The organism is Stenotrophomonas rhizophila (genome assembly GCF_003651185.1).
Taxonomy (GTDB): Bacteria; Pseudomonadota; Gammaproteobacteria; order Xanthomonadales; family Xanthomonadaceae; genus Stenotrophomonas; species Stenotrophomonas maltophilia_Z.
In genome coordinates this window covers 2073001-2090031 of record NZ_RCDC01000004.1, presented here as the reverse complement: position 1 = coordinate 2090031, position 17031 = coordinate 2073001, and the positions used below count along the sequence as shown (strand labels likewise).

Below are 17031 nucleotides of genomic sequence, written 5' to 3'. Positions count from 1 at the left end.
GCGCTTTTTGCTTGGCTTGGGTGATGGAGTTCATCAGGCCACCTCCGCCAGCGGCAGCGCCACCTGGTCCAGGTTTGCCTCTGCCAGGGCGCGCAGCGGCGGCGGGCTGACGCTGTTGCCGACCATGCGTACGGCCGCGCTGGTGGTCAGCGGGGTGCCGTTGGCAGTGCGATCGATGATGTAGCCCACCGGGAAGCCCTGCGCGCGGTACAGCTCGTGCGGCTTGAGCATGCGCAGGCCGATATCGACGATGACGTAGGGCGTGCCCTTGATGACCACCGTGACCAGCGCCAGCCGGTCTTTCGTGGTGATCGTGTCGGCGGGATCGGTCAGGCTCGGCACGTTGGCGCCGGTGCCGTAGTACTTGACCAAGAAGGCGGCCACCCGCAGCGCGCCCTCGTGGTGCTCGGGCGATAGCTCTGCCAGCTCTGCCTCTGCAACCGCTTGGCCGCCGTTTCCGCTGGCGGTCACCGTGCCAACTGGCAGATCGGCGGACTTGCTGCCAGCTCCCCAGCGCTGTGCACCGCCTGGTCGACCTTCGCCGTGCGCGGCCTGGACCATGAAGGCGGTGGATACGCCCAGCGCGTGCGCAGCGCCAGCCGGGCGGGCGGCGCCGGCACCCGAGGTGATCGTTGGCACTGGCTCAGTGGCGGGCGTGCCGATGCTGTCGCCTCGGAACTTCACCAGGTGCGGCGCCACCAGCGCGGTGTCGGCCTTGGCGGTCGTCGTGTGCAGCGGATCGCCACCTGACCGCGGCTCGGACTGGCCAGCGCGCCCGCCGACGCCGGCGAGGATCGGTGTCACCACCGAGAAGTGGCCGCCCTTCACCCCGGCGCACATCGTGCGCAGCGGGTCGCTCGCATCCATGGTCCGCTGGGTGCTGGCGTTGGCATGCTCGGTGATAAAGGGCGCCAGTTCCGGCATCGCCAACATCAGCTCGCCGCGATTGGCGGCGGTAATGGTGCGCAGCGGCTCGTGCACGCCATGGACGCGGTCGGCGCCCTGGTGTGTCACCGGCACGATGAACGGGTCCGCAGACTGGATGACGTGGCGCATGGTGCCCTTGGCGATGCGGCGCATCGTGGCGTCGGCCAGCGGCCGCTTGCGCCCTAAGATGGACGGGCAGGGAATACTGAAGTCCAAGCAGTCGGCGGCCGATACGCGCGGCTTCTGGCCCGGCGCGGTGCCGTGGCTTGCCGCAGGCCACACGATCGGCTCGCCGTCGCGACGGCCCAGCAGGAACAGGCGCACCCGGCTGGTGCCGGCGCCGTAGTCGCTCGCCACCAGCTTTTTCCATTCGACCACGTAGCCCAGCGCACGCAGCGCGGCGACGAACTGGCGCCAGGTACGGCCGGTGCGGCTCTTGTCCGGCACAAGCTGCTGATGCTCGACCGGCACACGCTCGCCGCGCTCAGCAACGGTGCCGTCCATCTTCAGGACACGACCGGTGGTCTTGCAGCGCTTGGCGATCAGCGGGCCCCAGGTCAGGATCTGCCACACGTTCTCCATGGAGAAGATGCGCGGCGCGGTGTTGGTGCCGTTGACCAGGTCAGCGCGCAGCAGCATGCCGATCCACTTAATCACAACCCAGGACAGCGCACGGGTCTTCCGGCTGCGCGGCTGGCCGCCCTTAGCCTGGCTGAAGTGCGTGCAGTCCGGCGAGGCATGGAACCATCCGATCGCGCGGCCGGCCACGTCAACGCGCGGGTCCGCATGCCAGATGTCCTCGCGGTGGTGGCTGGTGAGCGGGTGGTTCGCCGCGTGCATGCCGATCGCCAGCGCGTCGTGGTTGTAGGCGAGCGCCGGGTCTTGGCCCAGCGCCTGCTTCAGCGCCTCGCTGGCGCCGCCGCCGCCGGCGAACAGATCGACCACGATCTCACCGGCGCGCAGGCGCGAGCGCTGCGGCAGCGGAAAATTGAACGAGCGGGAGCCATCAGCCATTGGAAACCTCGTTGATCTTGTTGAACTCGATGACCCACACCCACGGGTTGCTGACCCAGCCGCCGCCGGTGCTGGTCCACAGGTCGCGGAAGGCGAATCCTGCGGATCTGTGCATGCCGGTGCGCGCATAACCGTTCATGGCCTCGCGATCGATCCCCTCGGCCAGCGCGTCGGCCTCGCTGATGTCATGCAGCCGCTCCACGCGCACGTTGGTGATCTCCAGCACCAGGCGGCATGCTTCGCGCGGCATGTGGATGCTGGGCCGCCACTTGATCCCGTAGTCCTTTCGGGCGTAATCGCCAGGCGAGCCCGGCAGCGTGTCTGCCGAATAGGCATAGCGCTGGATGGGGCCATCAATATTGGGTCGATGCTCGATACCAGTGCCGCGCAGGTCGGTGAAGCTCTCCCGCACCCACAGCCGGTCGCCGGGCTGGCCGAAGGGGCAAAGGTCGTTGCCCGGACTGGCGACGTACTCGGGCGTGAACTGGGCCTTGCCGAGCCAGTCCAGCGCGACGCCCTTCACCGCGCGCCGGGTCTGCGTCTTCGCGCCAGAAAGGATGGCGCGCACCATGGCGCCGTTGAACAGGATGGGTCGCTCGCGCATTACACGTCCTCCCGCAGCCTGGTGCGCCGGTCACGCGGCGGCTTGACGGTGGCCAGGGTGGTAGGGTGATCACAAGCCTGCAGTGTCTGTGACGGACTTTTCCTACACTGGCTAGTGAATAGGCAACTCGAAGGCGTGGCGGCACAGTCGTGGACGCCGACGTCAATCAGGGAGGAACTGCCAGATGTACGAGCTCGTTGGTCCATATCTTGTTCACTGGAGTGCGACTGGCGAGCAGCGTTGTGCTGCGGGCCAATGGACTGGGCATTGGGCGATTTACCATGCTCATCAGTGCAATTTCGACCGTTCGGTTGCCCGGGGAAGCACGGACATTTGTCCGTATCCTGGCGAGGCGCTGATCCTTGCGAAAAACCAAGCACTGAAAGTGGTGGAATCGCTCCCTGAGGATGAGTAACTAACTCAGCCATTGCCCACCCCCGGCGCTGCATCGCGCTGGTCGATCAGGGCCGCGATCTTGCTGGCGATCCGTTCGGCTTCGCTTGCCCCATCGTCGTGCCGGTGGTCTTCCGGATCTGCGACTTCCAGATCGAACTCCATGCGCAGCAACTCGGCAACCTGGGTGCGGAACGGCCCCAGGTCGATGCCCTGCGCGGGCGCAGCGACATAAAGCGGTGCCATGTTGCTCACGCGATCCGCCACGCCAGGGAACAGCTCGGCGATGAAGCCACCATCGACCCTTGTGCGTACCTGCCCGACAGGCGGCTGCGCCCCCGGCTGGCGGGCGGCGAGGTGACGCATGTTCGGGCATTCGGCAGTGTGCAGCTCACCCTCCGGCTGCGCGCAGCAACCGTAGATGCGAACCGGCTGGCGGGCAGCGAGGGCGGCGGCCGCATCCTTTTCGATCTGATCAGCGAACGACAGCGAATCATCCAGCGCCCCGCACCATGCCGCCTTGTGCGGCGATGCGGCGAATGCTTCGAGATTCTTGACGATGCCCGCGGCCAGACCACGAACCTCCAGCCACTTTGCCCGCGCATCCCCCTGCACCTCGCCAACCGGCTGCTTGCCAGTTGCGGCGAGGTACTGGGCCAGCGCGCATGCGAAGTCGGCAGCCAGTTCAGTCGCGATGTAGGTAGTGAAGTCGTGTCGACGCATCTCGCGCGCGAAGAAGTGAGCGATGTAGCAGCGGGCGCCATCGCTGGTGCTGAGTGGCGCGGCGGGCTTCTCGGTTGTCATGGCTGGCTTCCCTTCTCGTGGTCTCTGATGCGGTCGATGAGGTAGGTGGTTTCGTTGCGCCACTTGGCGCGGTCTGTCGGGCCGAGGAACTTAGTCAGGTACTGGAGCTTTTCGAGCGGCTCGATCAGCCAGGTGATGCGGAAGGGCACGGATGAGCGGTGGTCGCGGAGCGGGGCGTGCGGCCGGCAGTCCGGCCCTGCGAGCCATTCGGCCTCGTCGCAGTCCAGGCATCGGCCATCACCGTTGCTTCCGGGCGGCCACCGGTGCTCCTGCCTTCCGACCGGCGGGTGCAGGTAGAGCGCGCGAATGATCAGATTGCGGCGCCGCGGGTTGGCCACGTCCTCGAGCTCGGCCTCTTCCCAGGGCTCTCTGCTGCCGCGCCGCCGGCATTCGTAGCGGACCGGCTTCTGCGAGCCATACAGCTGCTCCATGAAGACCTTTGCCCAGGCAGCCGCTACCTCCGCCGGCACCGGCTCGCCGGCGGCGCCAGCGCGGCGCATGGCGCGCACCGTAGAGGCGACGGTCGGCGTCTGCATGCTCAGGCGCCCGCGCTGCTGATGCGGAAGGCGGCGGCCAGCACGTCGAAGAGCTGGCCCAACTCACCGGTCTGCAGCGCAAAGCGCGCATCCAGTTCCGCGCGCCGGCCGTCCACGTCGGCATCGGCCAGCTTGTCCAGCGCGCCGTCCAGGAACTTCAGCTTCCGCAAAATCAGGTCATCGCCCAGCACGAAAGACAGGTTGTCCTGCAGGACCAAGGCAAGCTTGGTGACCTGCTTGCCCGCGTCCAGGTGACGGCCGATCTCATCGCTCAGCAGCTCCTGTTTCTGCAGGCGGGCTACGCTGCCTCCTTCGACGGGATCACGCAGTTCGGCTTCATCGCCCAGGCTCAGGCCTTCCGGCAGGGGCTCGCCAGCGATCCAGCCGGTCAGCACCGATCGGGTGGGGACTTCGGCGTTCAGTGGCATGGCAGGAAAGGAGCCCAGCAGGGCGCGGATATCAGAGATAACGCTCTCGCCGTTGCCGCGGCTGCTGCTATCCACGAACGCGACCCCGCGTTTCATGTCCAAGAACACGTCGGTGCGGCCAGAGGTAATCAGGGCGAGCGGCATCAGCTCGTGCAGGAGGTCGTCTTTCATACTCTTCCGCTCACGGCCGCCCGGCTTGCGCCCCTCGGTCTGCTCGAGTTTCTCGATCTTGGCTGCCAATAGGTTGTTGACCGCCGAGGCAGGCAGGATCTTCTTCTCGGTGCCGACGGTGAGCCACAGCCAGTCGCCGATGCGGTGGGACAGGACGGCGGTTTCCTCCCGGCCGAACGGTGAAATGAACCCGCGTGAGGTCATTTCCAGTGGGCCAACCGGCTTCAGCTGCATCTGCGGCAGCAGCGCATCCACTTCGGAGAAATCGATGGCGGTCGGAAAGCGGAACAGGATCAGGTTGCGAAGGAACATGTGATCTCCAGATCAGGTCTTGTCAACGGCGCGGTGGCGGGTGTATCCGACGCCTTCGATGGGGATGCCGCGCCAGGTCAGTGCTGCGGCGGTGAGCGGTGCGGGGCGCGCGTCGCGCCACTTCTCCTTCGATCCGGCCTTGCGGCGTTCCAGCCAATCGGCCTTGGCTTTATCTCGGCGCGGTCGCTGCATGCGGCTCAGGATCCGGCGGACGCAGTGCCTCAGGTCCGCAGCGTTCACCACGACGCGAGCGGGGAGGGTGCTCTTAGCGAGCCCGTAGCCGTCCACATAGGCGGCCACCTGGTGCCGAACGTTTTCGACCTTGGGTGCATCGCCATTCGGCTTCTCAGGGAACTCGGGCTCTTGGGCGAAATCGACAACGATGGTCGGGGCGTTGTCCGCCGGCTGGTGGGAGTGCTCATTGGCTCCCTGTGCATGCCGCACTGCCGGCGTTGTCGGGCTGTTTGCTGCACCGGTGGGTGGAACGGCACCGGGTTCATAATCCTTATGGGTCATCGGGAGTTGCCCTTGAGGTCGTTGTTGATCCGGTCGATCCGGATGGGTTGGATGGCGTCGGTCCGTGACGCCGACGGCTCAGCGAGATTGCGTTCGCGGCCAGAGGGCAGGCATACGCTTCTGCCATCCGGCGTAATTGATCCGGTGGCCGGCCTTGAGCGCGCGCTGGTGCATCTCGCCGAACTGCACGCGCAATCCATGGAAGCGATCAGGGTGAGCGACCAGTGCAGCCCGGTACCGCTCCATGCGCTGCTCTGCGGTCGGTCGGACGGTGCGGGCGAACACGGCGTCATGACCGCCGCCCAAGAGATGCAGGCCGTCCATCAGCGCACCAGCCTGTGCATGCCCGGCGCGATGCGCTCAAGTCGCTCCGCTGCATCGCGCAGAGCCTGGCCGCTGGCTTGGTGGATGCGGTACGGGTGCCGGCGCGGCCTCTTGGCACGATCCAATGCCGCGCGCTGGTCCTGGTTCAGGGCCGGGGCCGGCAGCTTGATTGCAGGCGCTCTCATTCGATGTGGTCCTCGCTCCTGGCGTGCTGGCGCAGCGCGTGGTCGACGGCCTCGCAGTCGTCGCACATATGGTTGTTGGTCGGGTCGCATTCGCACCGGTGGGCTGCAGGCGCGATCGGGCGCGCGAGGGGCGGGATGCCGATGCGCATGTGTTCAATGAAGTCGTGCTCGGTCACGAGTCACCACCTTCGACGCGAATGCTCGGCATACCGGCGACTTCGACAGATGGGTAGAAAACGCGGTACTTGCCGGTTTTCAGGTTCTTCGTTCGTACACTTACCGATGCCCAAGGCTTGCCGTTGCAGGTCACGTGCAAGTCGACGGTGGTGCCAACGATCAGTGCTTCCCGTTCGACAGGGGCATGGCCATAGCGTTGCGATCGAACGACGCAGAGCGCACCCGGCGGATATGCGTCCCAGCCGGCGTTAAAGGCGCCCATTGCTGCGTCTTCCAGCACCGAGAGACTGGTATCCAGCGCTAGGCGATTGTCGCGGTACTGGCGGCTCATGCGGCACCGCCTTGGGCGCGCAGCATTCGGCGCAGATTCTTTCGCACGTCGGCGATGGCCCGGCCGGCGCTGGCTCGGCGATCCAGCACGGCCAAGGCGGCAACGTCTGCGGCAGCTGCTGCCTGATTGGGAGAGAAGCCCATGCTGGCGGCGGCGGTGGCTACGGCCTTCGCTGCTCCAGCCGCGCGCTCGGCGAGCGGGTAGGTAATGGCGGCGATCATGCGGCACCGTCCTGGCTGATCGTGTAGCCGCGGTTGCGGGTGGCGTTGATGCGGTAGCCGTGCTGGCCCAGCTTCTGGCGCAGGCGGCAGATGGTTACTTCCACCGTGTTCGACTTGCGGGTGTTGGCGCCGTACAACTTCTCTTCCAGCGAGGCGCGGCTGATGGGAGCTTCGCCCGCATCGATGATCAGTTGCAGCACCTTTGACTCGGTAGGACTGAGTGGCAGGCGGGCGCCGCCGACCATTGCGGCGCGCGGCTCAGTGCGAAGGCCGGTGATCACGGCGCCACCTCGATGAAAGCCAGGTCGTGCATCACGCACTGCGCCCGGGTTAGCACGGCGTGCGTGCTCGGCAATTTGCCGTCTGCGGTCGGCAGGGGGAAAACCGCATTGGCCCGGACGCATGCCGCGGGGGAAACCTGGTAGGAGCCGCTCAGCACGGCATCGGCCGCGTCGAGGGCTAGCTGCCAGCGTGCAGGCTGGAAGTTCTGGGTGAGGGCTTTGGTGATGCCGGGCGCGCAGTCGGGCACACGACTCGCGTCGCGGAAAGCGTTGAGGCTGGTGTTTGCCACCGTGGCGCGCAGGGCCCAATCGTCGGCGGCGGCCAATTCGTACACAGCCAAGGCTGCGCAGATTCGCGGGCTGGTGATCACCAGCCTGTCGGGGGCGTCCTCAGCGCCATCCGCTGCCGGCGCTTCGCCGGGAACGGCCCAGGCCGCAACGGCCAAGACGATGAAGCAGGCGAGGGTTGGCAAGCCCAGGCGTACGGCCAAGCGGTGGCGCTTTGAGATCTGCATAGCTGCATCCGGCGTAAGAGACGGATGCAGATTACCAAATGGTAAATTTTAAGCAATACCAAAAGGTAAAAAATTTCTACTGGGCTGATCTCAGGCCAGTGGTGTGCCCTTACTATCGCGTCTAACTGTGAAGGCTTGCAAGATCGAGAGAAGAGCTAGCAGGCAAAAGAGCGCAGCAAAAACAATAGGTTCCATCACAAGAGAGACGCCTAGAGCGGCGATCTTGGCCGTGCCGAGGCCGAACTTTCCAATGTAGAAATCGTTGAAGCCCACTGTGCCGAAAAGAAGGGAGAGGACGATGTACATCGCTCGGCTGCTTGCAGGAAGCTGCGAAGATGGCGGGCTTTTGGTGGCCGGCACATCTTGCATAGCTTGTGGTCGAGCTCCCGGGGGAGGTACGTGGGGTGGGACTCGCTGAGGTGCGCCGCAGCCCGGGCAGGCCGCAGCCTTGTCGCTAATTTCTCTGCCGCATTCCTGGCAGCCGACCAACGCCATATCTCGTTCCTTCAGTTGAACCGTTCAATGCGATTTCGGAGGTACACCTTTCCGCCGATTGTGGCGCCAGAAGGCATTGGAAACGCTGGATACAAAGCCGAATTCGCGCTTACCACGTACACGGCGGTGCCTCTGTCCTGCAGGCCTTTAACCTGCTGGCCATTGCCTGTATTGATCAGGTAGATGCCATCGCCATCGAAGACTTGAACGCCGGAGTCCACGAGAAGCGTTTCGCCCGGTTGAATGATAGGGAGCATCGAATCCCCGCGGCCGGTCACGAGAACCAGACGTCCAGGCTGTGGGACAAATCCTACGATCGAACGAATGTAGCTCGCCGTAAAGTCCATAGAGCGAATCACTTCCGGGAAATCGTCGTTGATCCTTCCTTCTCCCATCCCCGCTTCCCCGTCCAATTGTTGGACGCGAACATATTCGTTACTTGTCGCAACCTCTGAGACCTGACGGGTTGGCTGCTTGTGGTCCATCTGGTTCAAGGGAAAAGTCAGGTAACCCTCAGGCATCCCGGCAGCTTTTTGCAGCGAAGATGCGCGCTTCTCGCCGAACGACTTTCGCTTCAGCAGTCCAGATAGCTCACCTTGATTGATGCCGGTGGCGGCAGCAAAGGAAGCTTGGCTGCCGCCGTGGTGCTCGGCGATCCACTGCTGGAGGCGCTCGCGGCGGGCGGCGACGGTAGGGGAGTCATCAGTACTCATTGGGCAAGTTTCGGTTACCTGCTGGTAATTGACCAAATGGTGTTGCATTGTCTTTACCTTCTGGTAAAGTCGTCGCCTATGGACACACTTCGCGCTTACCTCGGCACCTTGGCACCAGATGATCAGGCAGCGTTTGCCGTCAAGGCTGGAACGACGATTGGCTATCTACGAAAGGCCTTGAGCAAGCGGACGCGCTTTGATGGCGCGCTGGCTCGAAGGCTTGATGAGCAGAGCGGCGGGCAAGTCTCTCGAAGTGAGCTTCGCCCGGACATCTTTGATGCGCCTGGCGTAGCCATTGTTGACCCAGACGCAGATCGCATCGTCCCGGTAGAGGGGGCCTGAGCGATGCGCACTGAAGCTCCCCGCCACTCGTCGCAACCCAGTGATCTCGCTTCTGCCTTAGCTGACGGAATGACCCCCCGGCAGCTCAGCGAGGTTGTTCTTTCCTCGGGCCTTCCACCGCAAGCCGGGTCCTCTCGCTCACCACCGAAAGCCCCCGCTGCAAGGAGGACTCGAGCTGGCTCGCATGTGGCCGTTTCGATGCCCCCTGGTTGGACCTTGGAAGAGGCACCAGAGGGCAACTACACCATTCGCTCAGCTGACGGACGTGGGCCCGGAGAGCGTGGGCCTGACATGCATGTCGATCTCGCCCACGTCGCCCTGAGTAATGAACGAAAAAGATCCGTTCGCCAGCAGAAGAAAAGTAACCGACGAGCCTGAGTGGAAGTGAACCGTAACGTCCACGTCCCGTCCGTTGGGGTTGTTGATGGTGGTTGTTTTTCCGGGCTGAGGTTCCAGCGGAATCTTGAAAACCTGATCGTTTTCCATGGCGCACTCCCTGCGTGCTGTGTTGTTGGCACAACAAGCTTAACGCCGGGAGTGCGCTACCCCAACTCAATTTGTGGGTCGTCCTGTCCATGGCGACCACTTTGCATCGCCTCCCGAGGTGCGTAAATGAAGCCTGATCCTCAGTACCAAGAACCGCGGTCGGCGGTGGTGTTCCGCCACACGACCGACGCTATCCGCAACAGCGGCCACACCGATACGAGTCTGGCTCAGGCAATCGCCGAGCAATACCAGGCAGACGTGGCCCCCAGCGAGCGCAACGTTCAGTTCCACTCGGGCGATGACGCCGACAGCATCGAGCGCGCGCTGAAGGCGAACGCCCAGCTGGTTGGCCGGATCCGCAATGGCACGGTCAAGATGCCAGTGGATCTGGAAGAGTCCTGGGTGCGCGCGCTGCCGCCGCAGTGGCGCGACGCCTGCTCACGCGAGTTGGCCCAGCGCTATGGCTTCCTGGGCGCGCGGATCCCGATGATGGAACCGCATGCTGGCGTGCTGGCTGTGGCCCGTTTGTCGGTCGAGTTTGGCCACACTCTGGAAGCGCTGACCAACATCCTGGCCGACGGCCGCATCTGCCCGAAGGACATCCCCGAACTGCGCCGCGCGCTGGACGAGATGGGGCAGCTGGAAGCCGAGCTGATCACCGCGAAGCGCTACGTCACCGGCCACCTGCTGGATCTGGCACCGCGCGCGGTCGGTGGTGGGCGCCAATGACTACGGCAGTCATGGTGAGCTGGGCGATCGCCGTGGTCGGCGAGTTCGATGCCGCCGGCCGCCGCATCCCTGAAAACGTGGTGCAGCTGCTGCCCATGGTGGACGTGGTGCTGTGGGCTAAAGAGCAGCCGCTGCCACTTCAGGTGGATGCGCTACAGGCGCAGTTCGGCCTCTCCCGCGCTACCGCCTACCGGTGGCTGGCCGCGCTGCAGGACGTGCACGATCCTGCTGCTGCACGGGAAAAGCTGCCAGACGACCGTGCGCCCTTCGCAGGCCGCCCAAAGGAGGCGCAGTTGCTGCGCGGCGCGGGGGATCGGGTGTGATCTATTTCGAGATGTACCCCGGCGACTACCTCAAGGACACAACGCGGCTGTCCCTGACCGACCACGGTGTCTACTTCAAACTGATGCTCGCCTACTACTCGGAAGAGCAGGCGCTGCCGGAAAGCTTGGCGGAGCTGTACGTCATCGCCGGTGCCATCACTTCGGGCGACAAGGCCGCAGTGAAGAAGGTGGCCGAGCGTTATTTCCCGGTGGCTGAGGATGGCCTGCGGCACAGCAAGCGCTGCGACGAACAGATCGCCACCGCTCAGGTCCGCATCGCGGAGGGGCAGGGGCGCCGGGAGGACAGGAAGAACAGCGAAGCCGAGCGGCAGGCGCGCACTCGCGCCAGACGCACGATGCTGTTCGAAGATCTCCGCAATGCGGGCGTCGTGCCAGACGGTATGGCCACCATGGCGCAGCTGAAGGCGCTTCACCTCACGCATGTGACTGGCGACGAGCGCGTGACTTCCGACTGCCTGTCACGCGTGACAAGTCACGCTGCGTCACGCGTGACAGGGGGTGTGATCACAGGTGTGAACACGGGTAACCAGACCCCAGACCCCATATCTACTACTCCAGATACATCACTGCACGCTCAAAGATCTCTGAGCGGTGTGACCGATGCGGGGCGTGCGTGCCTGCTGATGCGTCAGGCAGGTTGCCACTCGACCAACCCCAGTCATCCCGACCTTCTCGCCGCGCTGGCTGAAGGCGTGACCCCGGAGGAATTGGGCGACACCGCAGCCGAGGGGATGACCCGTTCCCCGCCTGTCGCCAAGCCCTTCCCCTGGGCAATCCAGACCGCTCGAAGCCGAAAAGCCGCCGGCGCAACGCCGACGAACCCCACAAACACCAGAGGCCCCAATGCAAACTCTCAGCTCGGTTCTGCCGATCACGTCGCAGAGCAGCGACGCAAATTCGAACAGCGCTCGGCAGCTGTCGGCTTTGGCGGACCAGGCGGCGACATCATCGACGCCGACTTCGAACTCGTCCAGCACTGACCCGGATCAGCGCGCGGTGAGTGCCCTGTGGACGGTATGGGAGCGCATGGCTGGCATGTTCCCCGGGAAGTGGGTGCGCGAGAACGGCTCTTCCCCGGTGAACAACGCTGGCGGCCTGACCACAGCAGGCGAACTGTGGTTCCAGGTGCTGACCGGCATCACCCCGCGCCAGGTGGCAGACGGCCTGGCCAACTGCCTGCGCAGCGCCTTGCAGTGGCCGCCGAACCCCGGGCAGTTCCGTGCGATGTGCCTTGGTATCCCGGCCCTTGCCGAGGTTGATGGCCAAATGCGGCCCGGGCAGGCCCATAGCGGATTCACCGTACTGGTGCGGTCTAGGTTGGACCTGCACGCCTACGCCACAGCCGAGAGCGGCGCGGTGCAGCAGCGCATGCTGGCCAACGCCTACGAGCGGGCGGTGAAGCACGTCATGGACGGCGGCGCCGTACCCGCGCCGGTGGCCGCGCTGCCCGCGCCGAAGCCCGAGCCGCAGGTTGTGCGCGATCGCGATGCGGCGCGCAGTGCCATGGCACAGGCCGCCGCTGAGCTGGGATTCGGAGGCATGCATGGAGCCGACTGACATCCGCGCCTACCAGCGGCAGCTGGTCCTGTTCTGCCTGGGCATCCATGGCGACAGCACCGCAGCTGAGGCGCTGGAACTGATGGGCAACGCTGCACTGGAGGCAGGCGCGCCGCGCGAGGCCATGTTGCTCACCACCGCTGCCGCGGCCGGTCTGTTGCGTGAGCTGGACCGCGAGGGGCTTGTTCGTCGTTGCGAGAACCGCGCCAGTGGCCGCGATGGTCGGCCTGTGGCCACCTGGGCAGTGACCGATGCAGGCCGCGTGGACAACATGCCGCTTCCGCCCTCGGGCCAGCAGCAGCTGGCCATGCCGCAGCTGGCACTGGCACCGACGCATCGCACTCGCGGTGGACTGACCATGCAGCAGCTGGTGGGCCTGCTCAACGTCGAGTTCGACTGCATGCTAGAGCAGATGGACCGTGAGCACCAAGCCACACAGCAGCGTGCGCGACACGAATTCGAGGCATTCCGCCAGCGCGCGATGCGCGTATGGGCCGCTTCAGAGGCGTCCGCCTGATGGTTCCGAAGACGAAGGGGCGCCGCTCGCTGCGCTACGCCAATACCCAGGAGATGCCAGAGGGGATGCGGCGCCTGGTCGAAGCCAGCACAGCGGTGGCGCCGCAACCCACCGCGGCGCGTGCCTACCGGCCCCCGGCCGCCGCGCAGCCATCCGCCAGCGGCAACGCCGCCGGCAAGGTCGCGCGCGGCAGGCCGCGCCACGTGCCGGGTGAGATGAACAAGACCGAAGAGGCCTACGCCGCACACCTGAAGCTGCAGCTGGCCGCTGGCGCGATCGCGTGGTTCCGCTTCGAGTCCGTGAAGCTGAAATTGGCCGAGAAGACGCACCTGACCATCGACTTCTTCGTGATGACGGCCGCCGGAGATCTGGAGGCACATGAGGTGAAGGGTTTCTGGGAGGAAGACGCACGCGTGAAGGTGAAGGTGGCCGCTGCTATGTACCCGTTCCGATTCCTGGCAGTCCAGCGCGCCCCCGGCGGCGGCTGGAAAACGGAGGTGTTCTCTTGAACGCGATGATGATTGGCGGCGCAAGCGTGCGCCGCGACGACGTGGGCAGGTTCTGCCTTAACGATCTGCACCAGGCCGCCGGCGGCGCCAAGCGGCACCAGCCCAGCGACTGGCAGCGCCTGAAGCAGACCGAGGAACTGGTGGCCGAACTGGTCAAATCCGGGGATTCCCGGGTTTACCCCGTGCACTCGGTGGCCGGCCGCTACGGTGGCAGCTACGTGGTGCGCGAGCTGGTCTACGCCTACGCCATGTGGATCAGCCCCAGCTTCAGCCTGCGGGTGATCCGTGCGTACGACGCGCTGGTGGCAGGCGCGCCCGCACCTGACCCAATGCAGGCGCTGACCGACCCGGCGACGCTGCGCGCGCTGCTGCTGTCCTACAGCGAGAAGGCCGAGATCCTCGAAGCGCGCGTGCAGTACCAGGAGCCGCAGGTGCGCGCGCTGCTGCGGCTGAGCCAAGCCGATGGCGCCTTCAACATCAGCACCGCGGCCAAGATGCTGCAGGTGCAGCCGCGCCAGCTGTTCGCTTGGCTGGCCGAGCATGGCTGGATCTACCGCCGCGCCTGCAGCAAGAACTGGCTGGCCTACCAAACCCGTCTGCAGCAGGGCGTGCTGACGCACAAGGCCAGCGTGCAGCGGAGGGAAGGAGAGCCTGATCGCGTGCACGAGCAGGTGCTGGTGACCGCAAAGGGTCTGTCGCGGCTGGCCGAGAGCATCGACCGGGGACAGATGACCTGGGCGCAGGCCGACGCGGCGACCGGGCTGCAGCTGGCTGCGGAGGTGACCTGATGGAAAACGCATTGGTGAATGAGGCTCGTTGGCTGTCGGAAGAGGCACATGCCACCCAAACCGATAAGGCTGGCCGGCCATACATCGAGCATGTGGCTCGGGTCGCAGCGGCGGTCGCCGGCGATGACGCCGCCGAAATGGTGGCATGGCTCCACGACGTACTAGAGGATCAGCCGGCCTTCGCGACCAGCGTCATGCTGTTCCCGCAGGACGTGGTGGAGGCTGTGTTCGATCTGACACGCGGCGTGAACAAGAGCGAGGCGTTCTACTACTGGAGCATTCGGCAGAACCCTCTGTCGCTCAAGGTGAAGCTGGCGGATATCGCCGACAACAGCGACGAATCGCGACTGGTTCTGCTGGATCCGGAGACGGCGGCTCGCCTGCGGGCGAAGTACGCCAAGGCGCGCGCTGCCCTAGGGGTGAAGTGATGGGCGGTCCGATCATCACGCAGCGGGAGTTGGCACCGATGAAGCCAGGCACCGCAATGGAAGAGCAGTTGCAGCTAAAGGGCATTGGCCGGCTGCTGGCCGGCTTCGGGTATCGCTACGGGTCTGAGATCCAGCTGCACGAGGTTCTGGCCACCGTCCTGGACAGAGCGGGCCACGCGCACGTGCGCGAGTACCGGCTGGACGCCAGCAACCGCGCTGACTTCTGGCTGGACGGTCTGGTGATCGAGGTGAAGGTGGCCGGCTCGCTCGCCGATGCCCTGCGGCAGGTGGGGCGCTACATCAAACTGCCGCAGGTGCGCGGGGTGCTGCTGGTCACCACAGAGCGCTGGGGCGAACGCCCGCTGGTGGCCCGGCCGGCGTGGCACGGCAAGCCCTTCAACATCATCCGCCTGAAGAGGCAGGCACTGTGATGCAGACAACCTATGGAACCCTCCTGTACAGCGCCGCCGGCAGCACCTGGCGGGTGATCTGCGAGCCGCAGGTGCGCGCGCGCATGAAACGCGTGTTTCCCCGGGTGCGCCAGCACGCCGCAGAGCACATCGACCTGTCGGCCACGCCAGAGAACAGCCGGGAGCTGCAGTGGTTCACGCAGCGCTACCCGCTGTCGATGGATGCCGACACCGAGCGCGCGCTGCAGCTGCTGGCCGCCGAGCATGTTGACATGGAGCGAAGTCTGGGCGAGCTGCTGGCCGGCCGCGTGCAGATACCAGAGTTCACCTTGGCCAAGCCGCCTCGGGAGTACCAGCGCGTCGCGGGCGCGCAGCTGTCCATCCGTGGCGGCCTACTGCTGGCCGACGATCTTGGCCTTGGCAAGACGGTCACCGGCATCTGCCCGATGGCCGCGCCGGGCAACCTGCCGGCGGTGGTGGTGTACCCGGCGGCGCTGCCGAACCACTGGCCGGAGAAGCTGGCCGAGTTCGCGCCGCAGCTGCGCGTGCACCACATCAGGAAAGGTGCGCCGTACCCGCTCGTGCGGCAGCCGAAGCAGCGGATCAAGGATCTGTGGGACACGCTGCCGGACGTAATCCTGGTCAGCTACCACAAGCTCCGGGGCTGGGCTGAGACGTTGGGCGAGATCGCGCAGTACGTGGTGTTCGAAGAATGCCAGCAGCTGCGCAGCCCGGACAGCAGCATCCACAGCGCCTGCCGCCACCTCGCCAGCCGAGCAAGGCTGCGCATGGGCCTGACCGCCACCCCGATCTACAACTACGGGTGCGAGTTCTTCCATGTGGTCGACCCGCTGCTGCCGGGCTGCCTGGGCACCTATGACGAGTTTCTCCGGGAATGGTGCATTTCCGCGCCCGGGGAGAAGGCCAAGCTGCAGGACGCAGAGCAGTTTGGCCAGTACCTGCGGCGGCAGGGGATCATGCTGCGCCGCACCCGCAAAGAAGTAGGGCGCGAACTGCCGGCGCTGTCAAAGATCCCGCACGAGGTGGAGGCCGACGCCAAGGCGCTGGACGCCATCACCGGCGACGCCGCTGCGCTGGCGCGGATCATCCTGCGGGCCAACGAGCAGTACCGCGGCGAGAAGATGCAGGCCGCCGGCGAATTCGACCGGCTGCTGCGGCAAGCGACGGGCGTGGCCAAGGCCCCCTACGTGGCCGAGTTCGTCAGGCTGCTTCTGGAGAGCGGCCAGAAGGTGCTGCTGTTCGGGTGGCACCGGGAGGTCTACAGCATCTGGCAGGAGAAGCTGGCTGCGTACAACCCGGTCATGTACACCGGCAGCGAGTCTCCGAACCAGAAACAGGCGGCGAAGGAGGCATTCATCGCCGGCGACAGTCAGGTGATGCTGATCAGCCTCCGCTCTGGCGCGGGCATCGATGGACTGCAGCACGTTTGCAGCACCGCGGTATTCGGCGAGCTGGATTGGTCGCCCGGCGTCCACGAGCAGTGCATCGGCCGTGTGCACCGCGATGGCCAAGGAGAGCCGGTCATGGCGTATTTCCTGCTCTCCGACAGCGGCAGCGACCCGATCGTGTCGGACGTGCTCGGGGTGAAGCGCGAACAGATCGAGGGCGTGCGCAGCCCAGGCGAACATCTGGTGGAGCGTCTGGACGTAGGCGAGAACCAGCTGCGCGCGCTGGCCCAGCAATTCCTTCAACAACAGGGCGCGGCCCTGGAAACAACCAACGTTACAACCATGGAGACCTCCCGATGATTCCCAAATTCCTCAGCCTGGACGAGGCAACCCACCACCTGTACCTGGAAGGAAAGGAGGGCCCCATCAGGTGCCAGGTCGACGGCAGCCTGTGGGAGGTCTGGCAGGACGGCCGGTCCCGCTGGGTCAGCAACTGCGAGGTGGCCTGATGTCGGCAGTGGCGGCGCCCGCGGTGGACCTGACGCCGTGTGGCAACTGCGGCAGT

Annotated in this window: 29 protein-coding genes; 13 read left to right on the top strand and 16 right to left on the bottom strand. The window is 65.5% G+C overall.

Translation table 11 applies throughout. The features are described 5' to 3' along the window. Positions 1-33: 33 nt before the first annotated feature. On the bottom strand, positions 34-1941 hold the full coding sequence (locus BCL79_RS09340; RefSeq protein ID WP_121040243.1) for a DNA cytosine methyltransferase: 1908 nt from the start codon (positions 1939-1941) through the stop codon (positions 34-36). Then, positions 1934-2545 carry a hypothetical protein gene (locus tag BCL79_RS09335; RefSeq protein WP_121040241.1) on the bottom strand — a complete coding sequence of 204 codons (612 nt, stop codon included), beginning with the start codon at positions 2543-2545 and terminating at the stop codon, positions 1934-1936. Before BCL79_RS09335 ends, BCL79_RS09340 begins: the two co-directional genes overlap by 8 nt. Positions 2546-2729: 184 nt before the next feature. Between BCL79_RS09335 and BCL79_RS20090 the strand changes: the two genes are divergently transcribed. Beyond that, positions 2730-2960, top strand: a complete 231-nt coding sequence (locus BCL79_RS20090) for a hypothetical protein (RefSeq protein ID WP_147433881.1) — start codon at positions 2730-2732, stop codon at positions 2958-2960. A 5-nt stretch (positions 2961-2965) separates the two neighbouring features. On the opposite strand, the gene BCL79_RS09330 is transcribed toward BCL79_RS20090, so the two are convergent. The 13 genes from BCL79_RS09330 to BCL79_RS09280 all read right to left on the bottom strand — a co-directional run bounded on the left by BCL79_RS09330 (position 2966) and on the right by BCL79_RS09280 (position 8947). After that, positions 2966-3742, bottom strand: a complete 777-nt coding sequence (locus BCL79_RS09330; RefSeq protein ID WP_121040239.1) for a hypothetical protein — start codon at positions 3740-3742, stop codon at positions 2966-2968. After that, positions 3739-4278 (bottom strand): hypothetical protein, encoded by a 540-nt coding sequence (locus BCL79_RS09325; protein ID WP_121040237.1) that lies wholly within the window; start codon positions 4276-4278, stop codon positions 3739-3741. Before BCL79_RS09325 ends, BCL79_RS09330 begins: the two co-directional genes overlap by 4 nt. A gap of 2 nt (positions 4279-4280) precedes the next feature. Next, complete coding sequence (locus BCL79_RS09320) at positions 4281-5189, bottom strand: recombination-associated protein RdgC (protein WP_121040235.1); 909 nt, start codon at positions 5187-5189, stop codon at positions 4281-4283. 12 nt (positions 5190-5201) lie between these two features. Next, a complete protein-coding gene (locus tag BCL79_RS09315) occupies positions 5202-5705 on the bottom strand; it encodes a hypothetical protein (protein WP_147433880.1) in 504 nt (167 codons plus the stop codon). 78 nt (positions 5706-5783) lie between these two features. Then, positions 5784-6029 (bottom strand): hypothetical protein, encoded by a 246-nt coding sequence (locus BCL79_RS09310; protein WP_121040231.1) that lies wholly within the window; start codon positions 6027-6029, stop codon positions 5784-5786. Further along, entirely contained in the window at positions 6029-6214 is a 186-nt protein-coding gene (locus BCL79_RS09305) for a hypothetical protein (protein ID WP_121040229.1), read from the bottom strand. The genes BCL79_RS09310 and BCL79_RS09305 overlap by 1 nt, the downstream gene beginning before the upstream one ends. Next, a complete protein-coding gene (locus BCL79_RS20085; protein ID WP_147433879.1) occupies positions 6211-6390 on the bottom strand; it encodes a hypothetical protein in 180 nt (59 codons plus the stop codon). The genes BCL79_RS09305 and BCL79_RS20085 overlap by 4 nt, the downstream gene beginning before the upstream one ends. Next, positions 6387-6722: a hypothetical protein gene (locus tag BCL79_RS20080; protein ID WP_147433878.1), complete on the bottom strand. Its 336-nt coding sequence runs from the start codon at positions 6720-6722 to the stop codon at positions 6387-6389. The genes BCL79_RS20085 and BCL79_RS20080 overlap by 4 nt, the downstream gene beginning before the upstream one ends. After that, positions 6719-6943, bottom strand: a complete 225-nt coding sequence (locus tag BCL79_RS09300) for a hypothetical protein (protein ID WP_121040227.1) — start codon at positions 6941-6943, stop codon at positions 6719-6721. The genes BCL79_RS20080 and BCL79_RS09300 overlap by 4 nt, the downstream gene beginning before the upstream one ends. After that, a complete protein-coding gene (locus BCL79_RS09295; RefSeq protein WP_147433877.1) occupies positions 6940-7224 on the bottom strand; it encodes a winged helix-turn-helix domain-containing protein in 285 nt (94 codons plus the stop codon). The genes BCL79_RS09300 and BCL79_RS09295 overlap by 4 nt, the downstream gene beginning before the upstream one ends. Continuing rightward, positions 7221-7739, bottom strand: coding sequence for a hypothetical protein (locus tag BCL79_RS09290; protein ID WP_259462133.1), 519 nt, complete (start codon positions 7737-7739; stop codon positions 7221-7223). Before BCL79_RS09290 ends, BCL79_RS09295 begins: the two co-directional genes overlap by 4 nt. Positions 7740-7829: 90 nt before the next feature. Further along, positions 7830-8045, bottom strand: a complete 216-nt coding sequence (locus tag BCL79_RS20385) for a hypothetical protein (protein WP_220668898.1) — start codon at positions 8043-8045, stop codon at positions 7830-7832. Between the two features lie 200 nt (positions 8046-8245). Continuing rightward, positions 8246-8947 (bottom strand): S24 family peptidase, encoded by a 702-nt coding sequence (locus BCL79_RS09280; RefSeq protein ID WP_121041276.1) that lies wholly within the window; start codon positions 8945-8947, stop codon positions 8246-8248. Between the two features lie 78 nt (positions 8948-9025). Between BCL79_RS09280 and BCL79_RS09275 the strand changes: the two genes are divergently transcribed. Then, positions 9026-9289 carry a hypothetical protein gene (locus tag BCL79_RS09275; RefSeq protein WP_121041265.1) on the top strand — a complete coding sequence of 88 codons (264 nt, stop codon included), beginning with the start codon at positions 9026-9028 and terminating at the stop codon, positions 9287-9289. A 252-nt stretch (positions 9290-9541) separates the two neighbouring features. Here BCL79_RS09275 and BCL79_RS09270 read toward each other — a convergent pair whose 3' ends face one another. Then, positions 9542-9775, bottom strand: coding sequence for a hypothetical protein (locus BCL79_RS09270; protein WP_102788552.1), 234 nt, complete (start codon positions 9773-9775; stop codon positions 9542-9544). Between the two features lie 126 nt (positions 9776-9901). On the opposite strand from BCL79_RS09270, the gene BCL79_RS09265 reads away from it, so the two are divergent. Genes BCL79_RS09265 through BCL79_RS20305 form a run of 11 tightly spaced genes read left to right on the top strand, consistent with a single transcriptional unit; the run spans position 9902 to position 16975 of the window. Further along, on the top strand, positions 9902-10504 hold the full coding sequence (locus BCL79_RS09265) for a hypothetical protein (protein WP_259462132.1): 603 nt from the start codon (positions 9902-9904) through the stop codon (positions 10502-10504). Further along, positions 10501-10827 carry a hypothetical protein gene (locus BCL79_RS09260; protein ID WP_147433876.1) on the top strand — a complete coding sequence of 109 codons (327 nt, stop codon included), beginning with the start codon at positions 10501-10503 and terminating at the stop codon, positions 10825-10827. The genes BCL79_RS09265 and BCL79_RS09260 overlap by 4 nt, the downstream gene beginning before the upstream one ends. After that, complete coding sequence (locus tag BCL79_RS09255; protein ID WP_121040217.1) at positions 10824-11828, top strand: YdaU family protein; 1005 nt, start codon at positions 10824-10826, stop codon at positions 11826-11828. Before BCL79_RS09260 ends, BCL79_RS09255 begins: the two co-directional genes overlap by 4 nt. A gap of 16 nt (positions 11829-11844) precedes the next feature. Beyond that, positions 11845-12405 carry a hypothetical protein gene (locus BCL79_RS09250; RefSeq protein WP_259462131.1) on the top strand — a complete coding sequence of 187 codons (561 nt, stop codon included), beginning with the start codon at positions 11845-11847 and terminating at the stop codon, positions 12403-12405. Next, entirely contained in the window at positions 12392-12922 is a 531-nt protein-coding gene (locus tag BCL79_RS09245) for a hypothetical protein (RefSeq protein ID WP_121040215.1), read from the top strand. The genes BCL79_RS09250 and BCL79_RS09245 overlap by 14 nt, the downstream gene beginning before the upstream one ends. After that, positions 12922-13431, top strand: a complete 510-nt coding sequence (locus BCL79_RS20475) for a hypothetical protein (protein ID WP_259462130.1) — start codon at positions 12922-12924, stop codon at positions 13429-13431. Before BCL79_RS09245 ends, BCL79_RS20475 begins: the two co-directional genes overlap by 1 nt. Positions 13432-13436: 5 nt before the next feature. Next, a complete protein-coding gene (locus BCL79_RS09235) occupies positions 13437-14219 on the top strand; it encodes a phage antirepressor KilAC domain-containing protein (protein WP_259462157.1) in 783 nt (260 codons plus the stop codon). Further along, entirely contained in the window at positions 14219-14647 is a 429-nt protein-coding gene (locus BCL79_RS09230; RefSeq protein WP_121040211.1) for an HD domain-containing protein, read from the top strand. The genes BCL79_RS09235 and BCL79_RS09230 overlap by 1 nt, the downstream gene beginning before the upstream one ends. Further along, positions 14647-15078, top strand: coding sequence for a hypothetical protein (locus tag BCL79_RS09225; protein WP_259462129.1), 432 nt, complete (start codon positions 14647-14649; stop codon positions 15076-15078). Before BCL79_RS09230 ends, BCL79_RS09225 begins: the two co-directional genes overlap by 1 nt. Beyond that, positions 15078-16826, top strand: coding sequence for a DEAD/DEAH box helicase (locus BCL79_RS09220; RefSeq protein ID WP_121040209.1), 1749 nt, complete (start codon positions 15078-15080; stop codon positions 16824-16826). Before BCL79_RS09225 ends, BCL79_RS09220 begins: the two co-directional genes overlap by 1 nt. Continuing rightward, positions 16823-16975 (top strand): hypothetical protein, encoded by a 153-nt coding sequence (locus tag BCL79_RS20305; RefSeq protein ID WP_180847022.1) that lies wholly within the window; start codon positions 16823-16825, stop codon positions 16973-16975. The genes BCL79_RS09220 and BCL79_RS20305 overlap by 4 nt, the downstream gene beginning before the upstream one ends. The last annotated feature ends 56 nt before the right edge of the window (positions 16976-17031 follow it).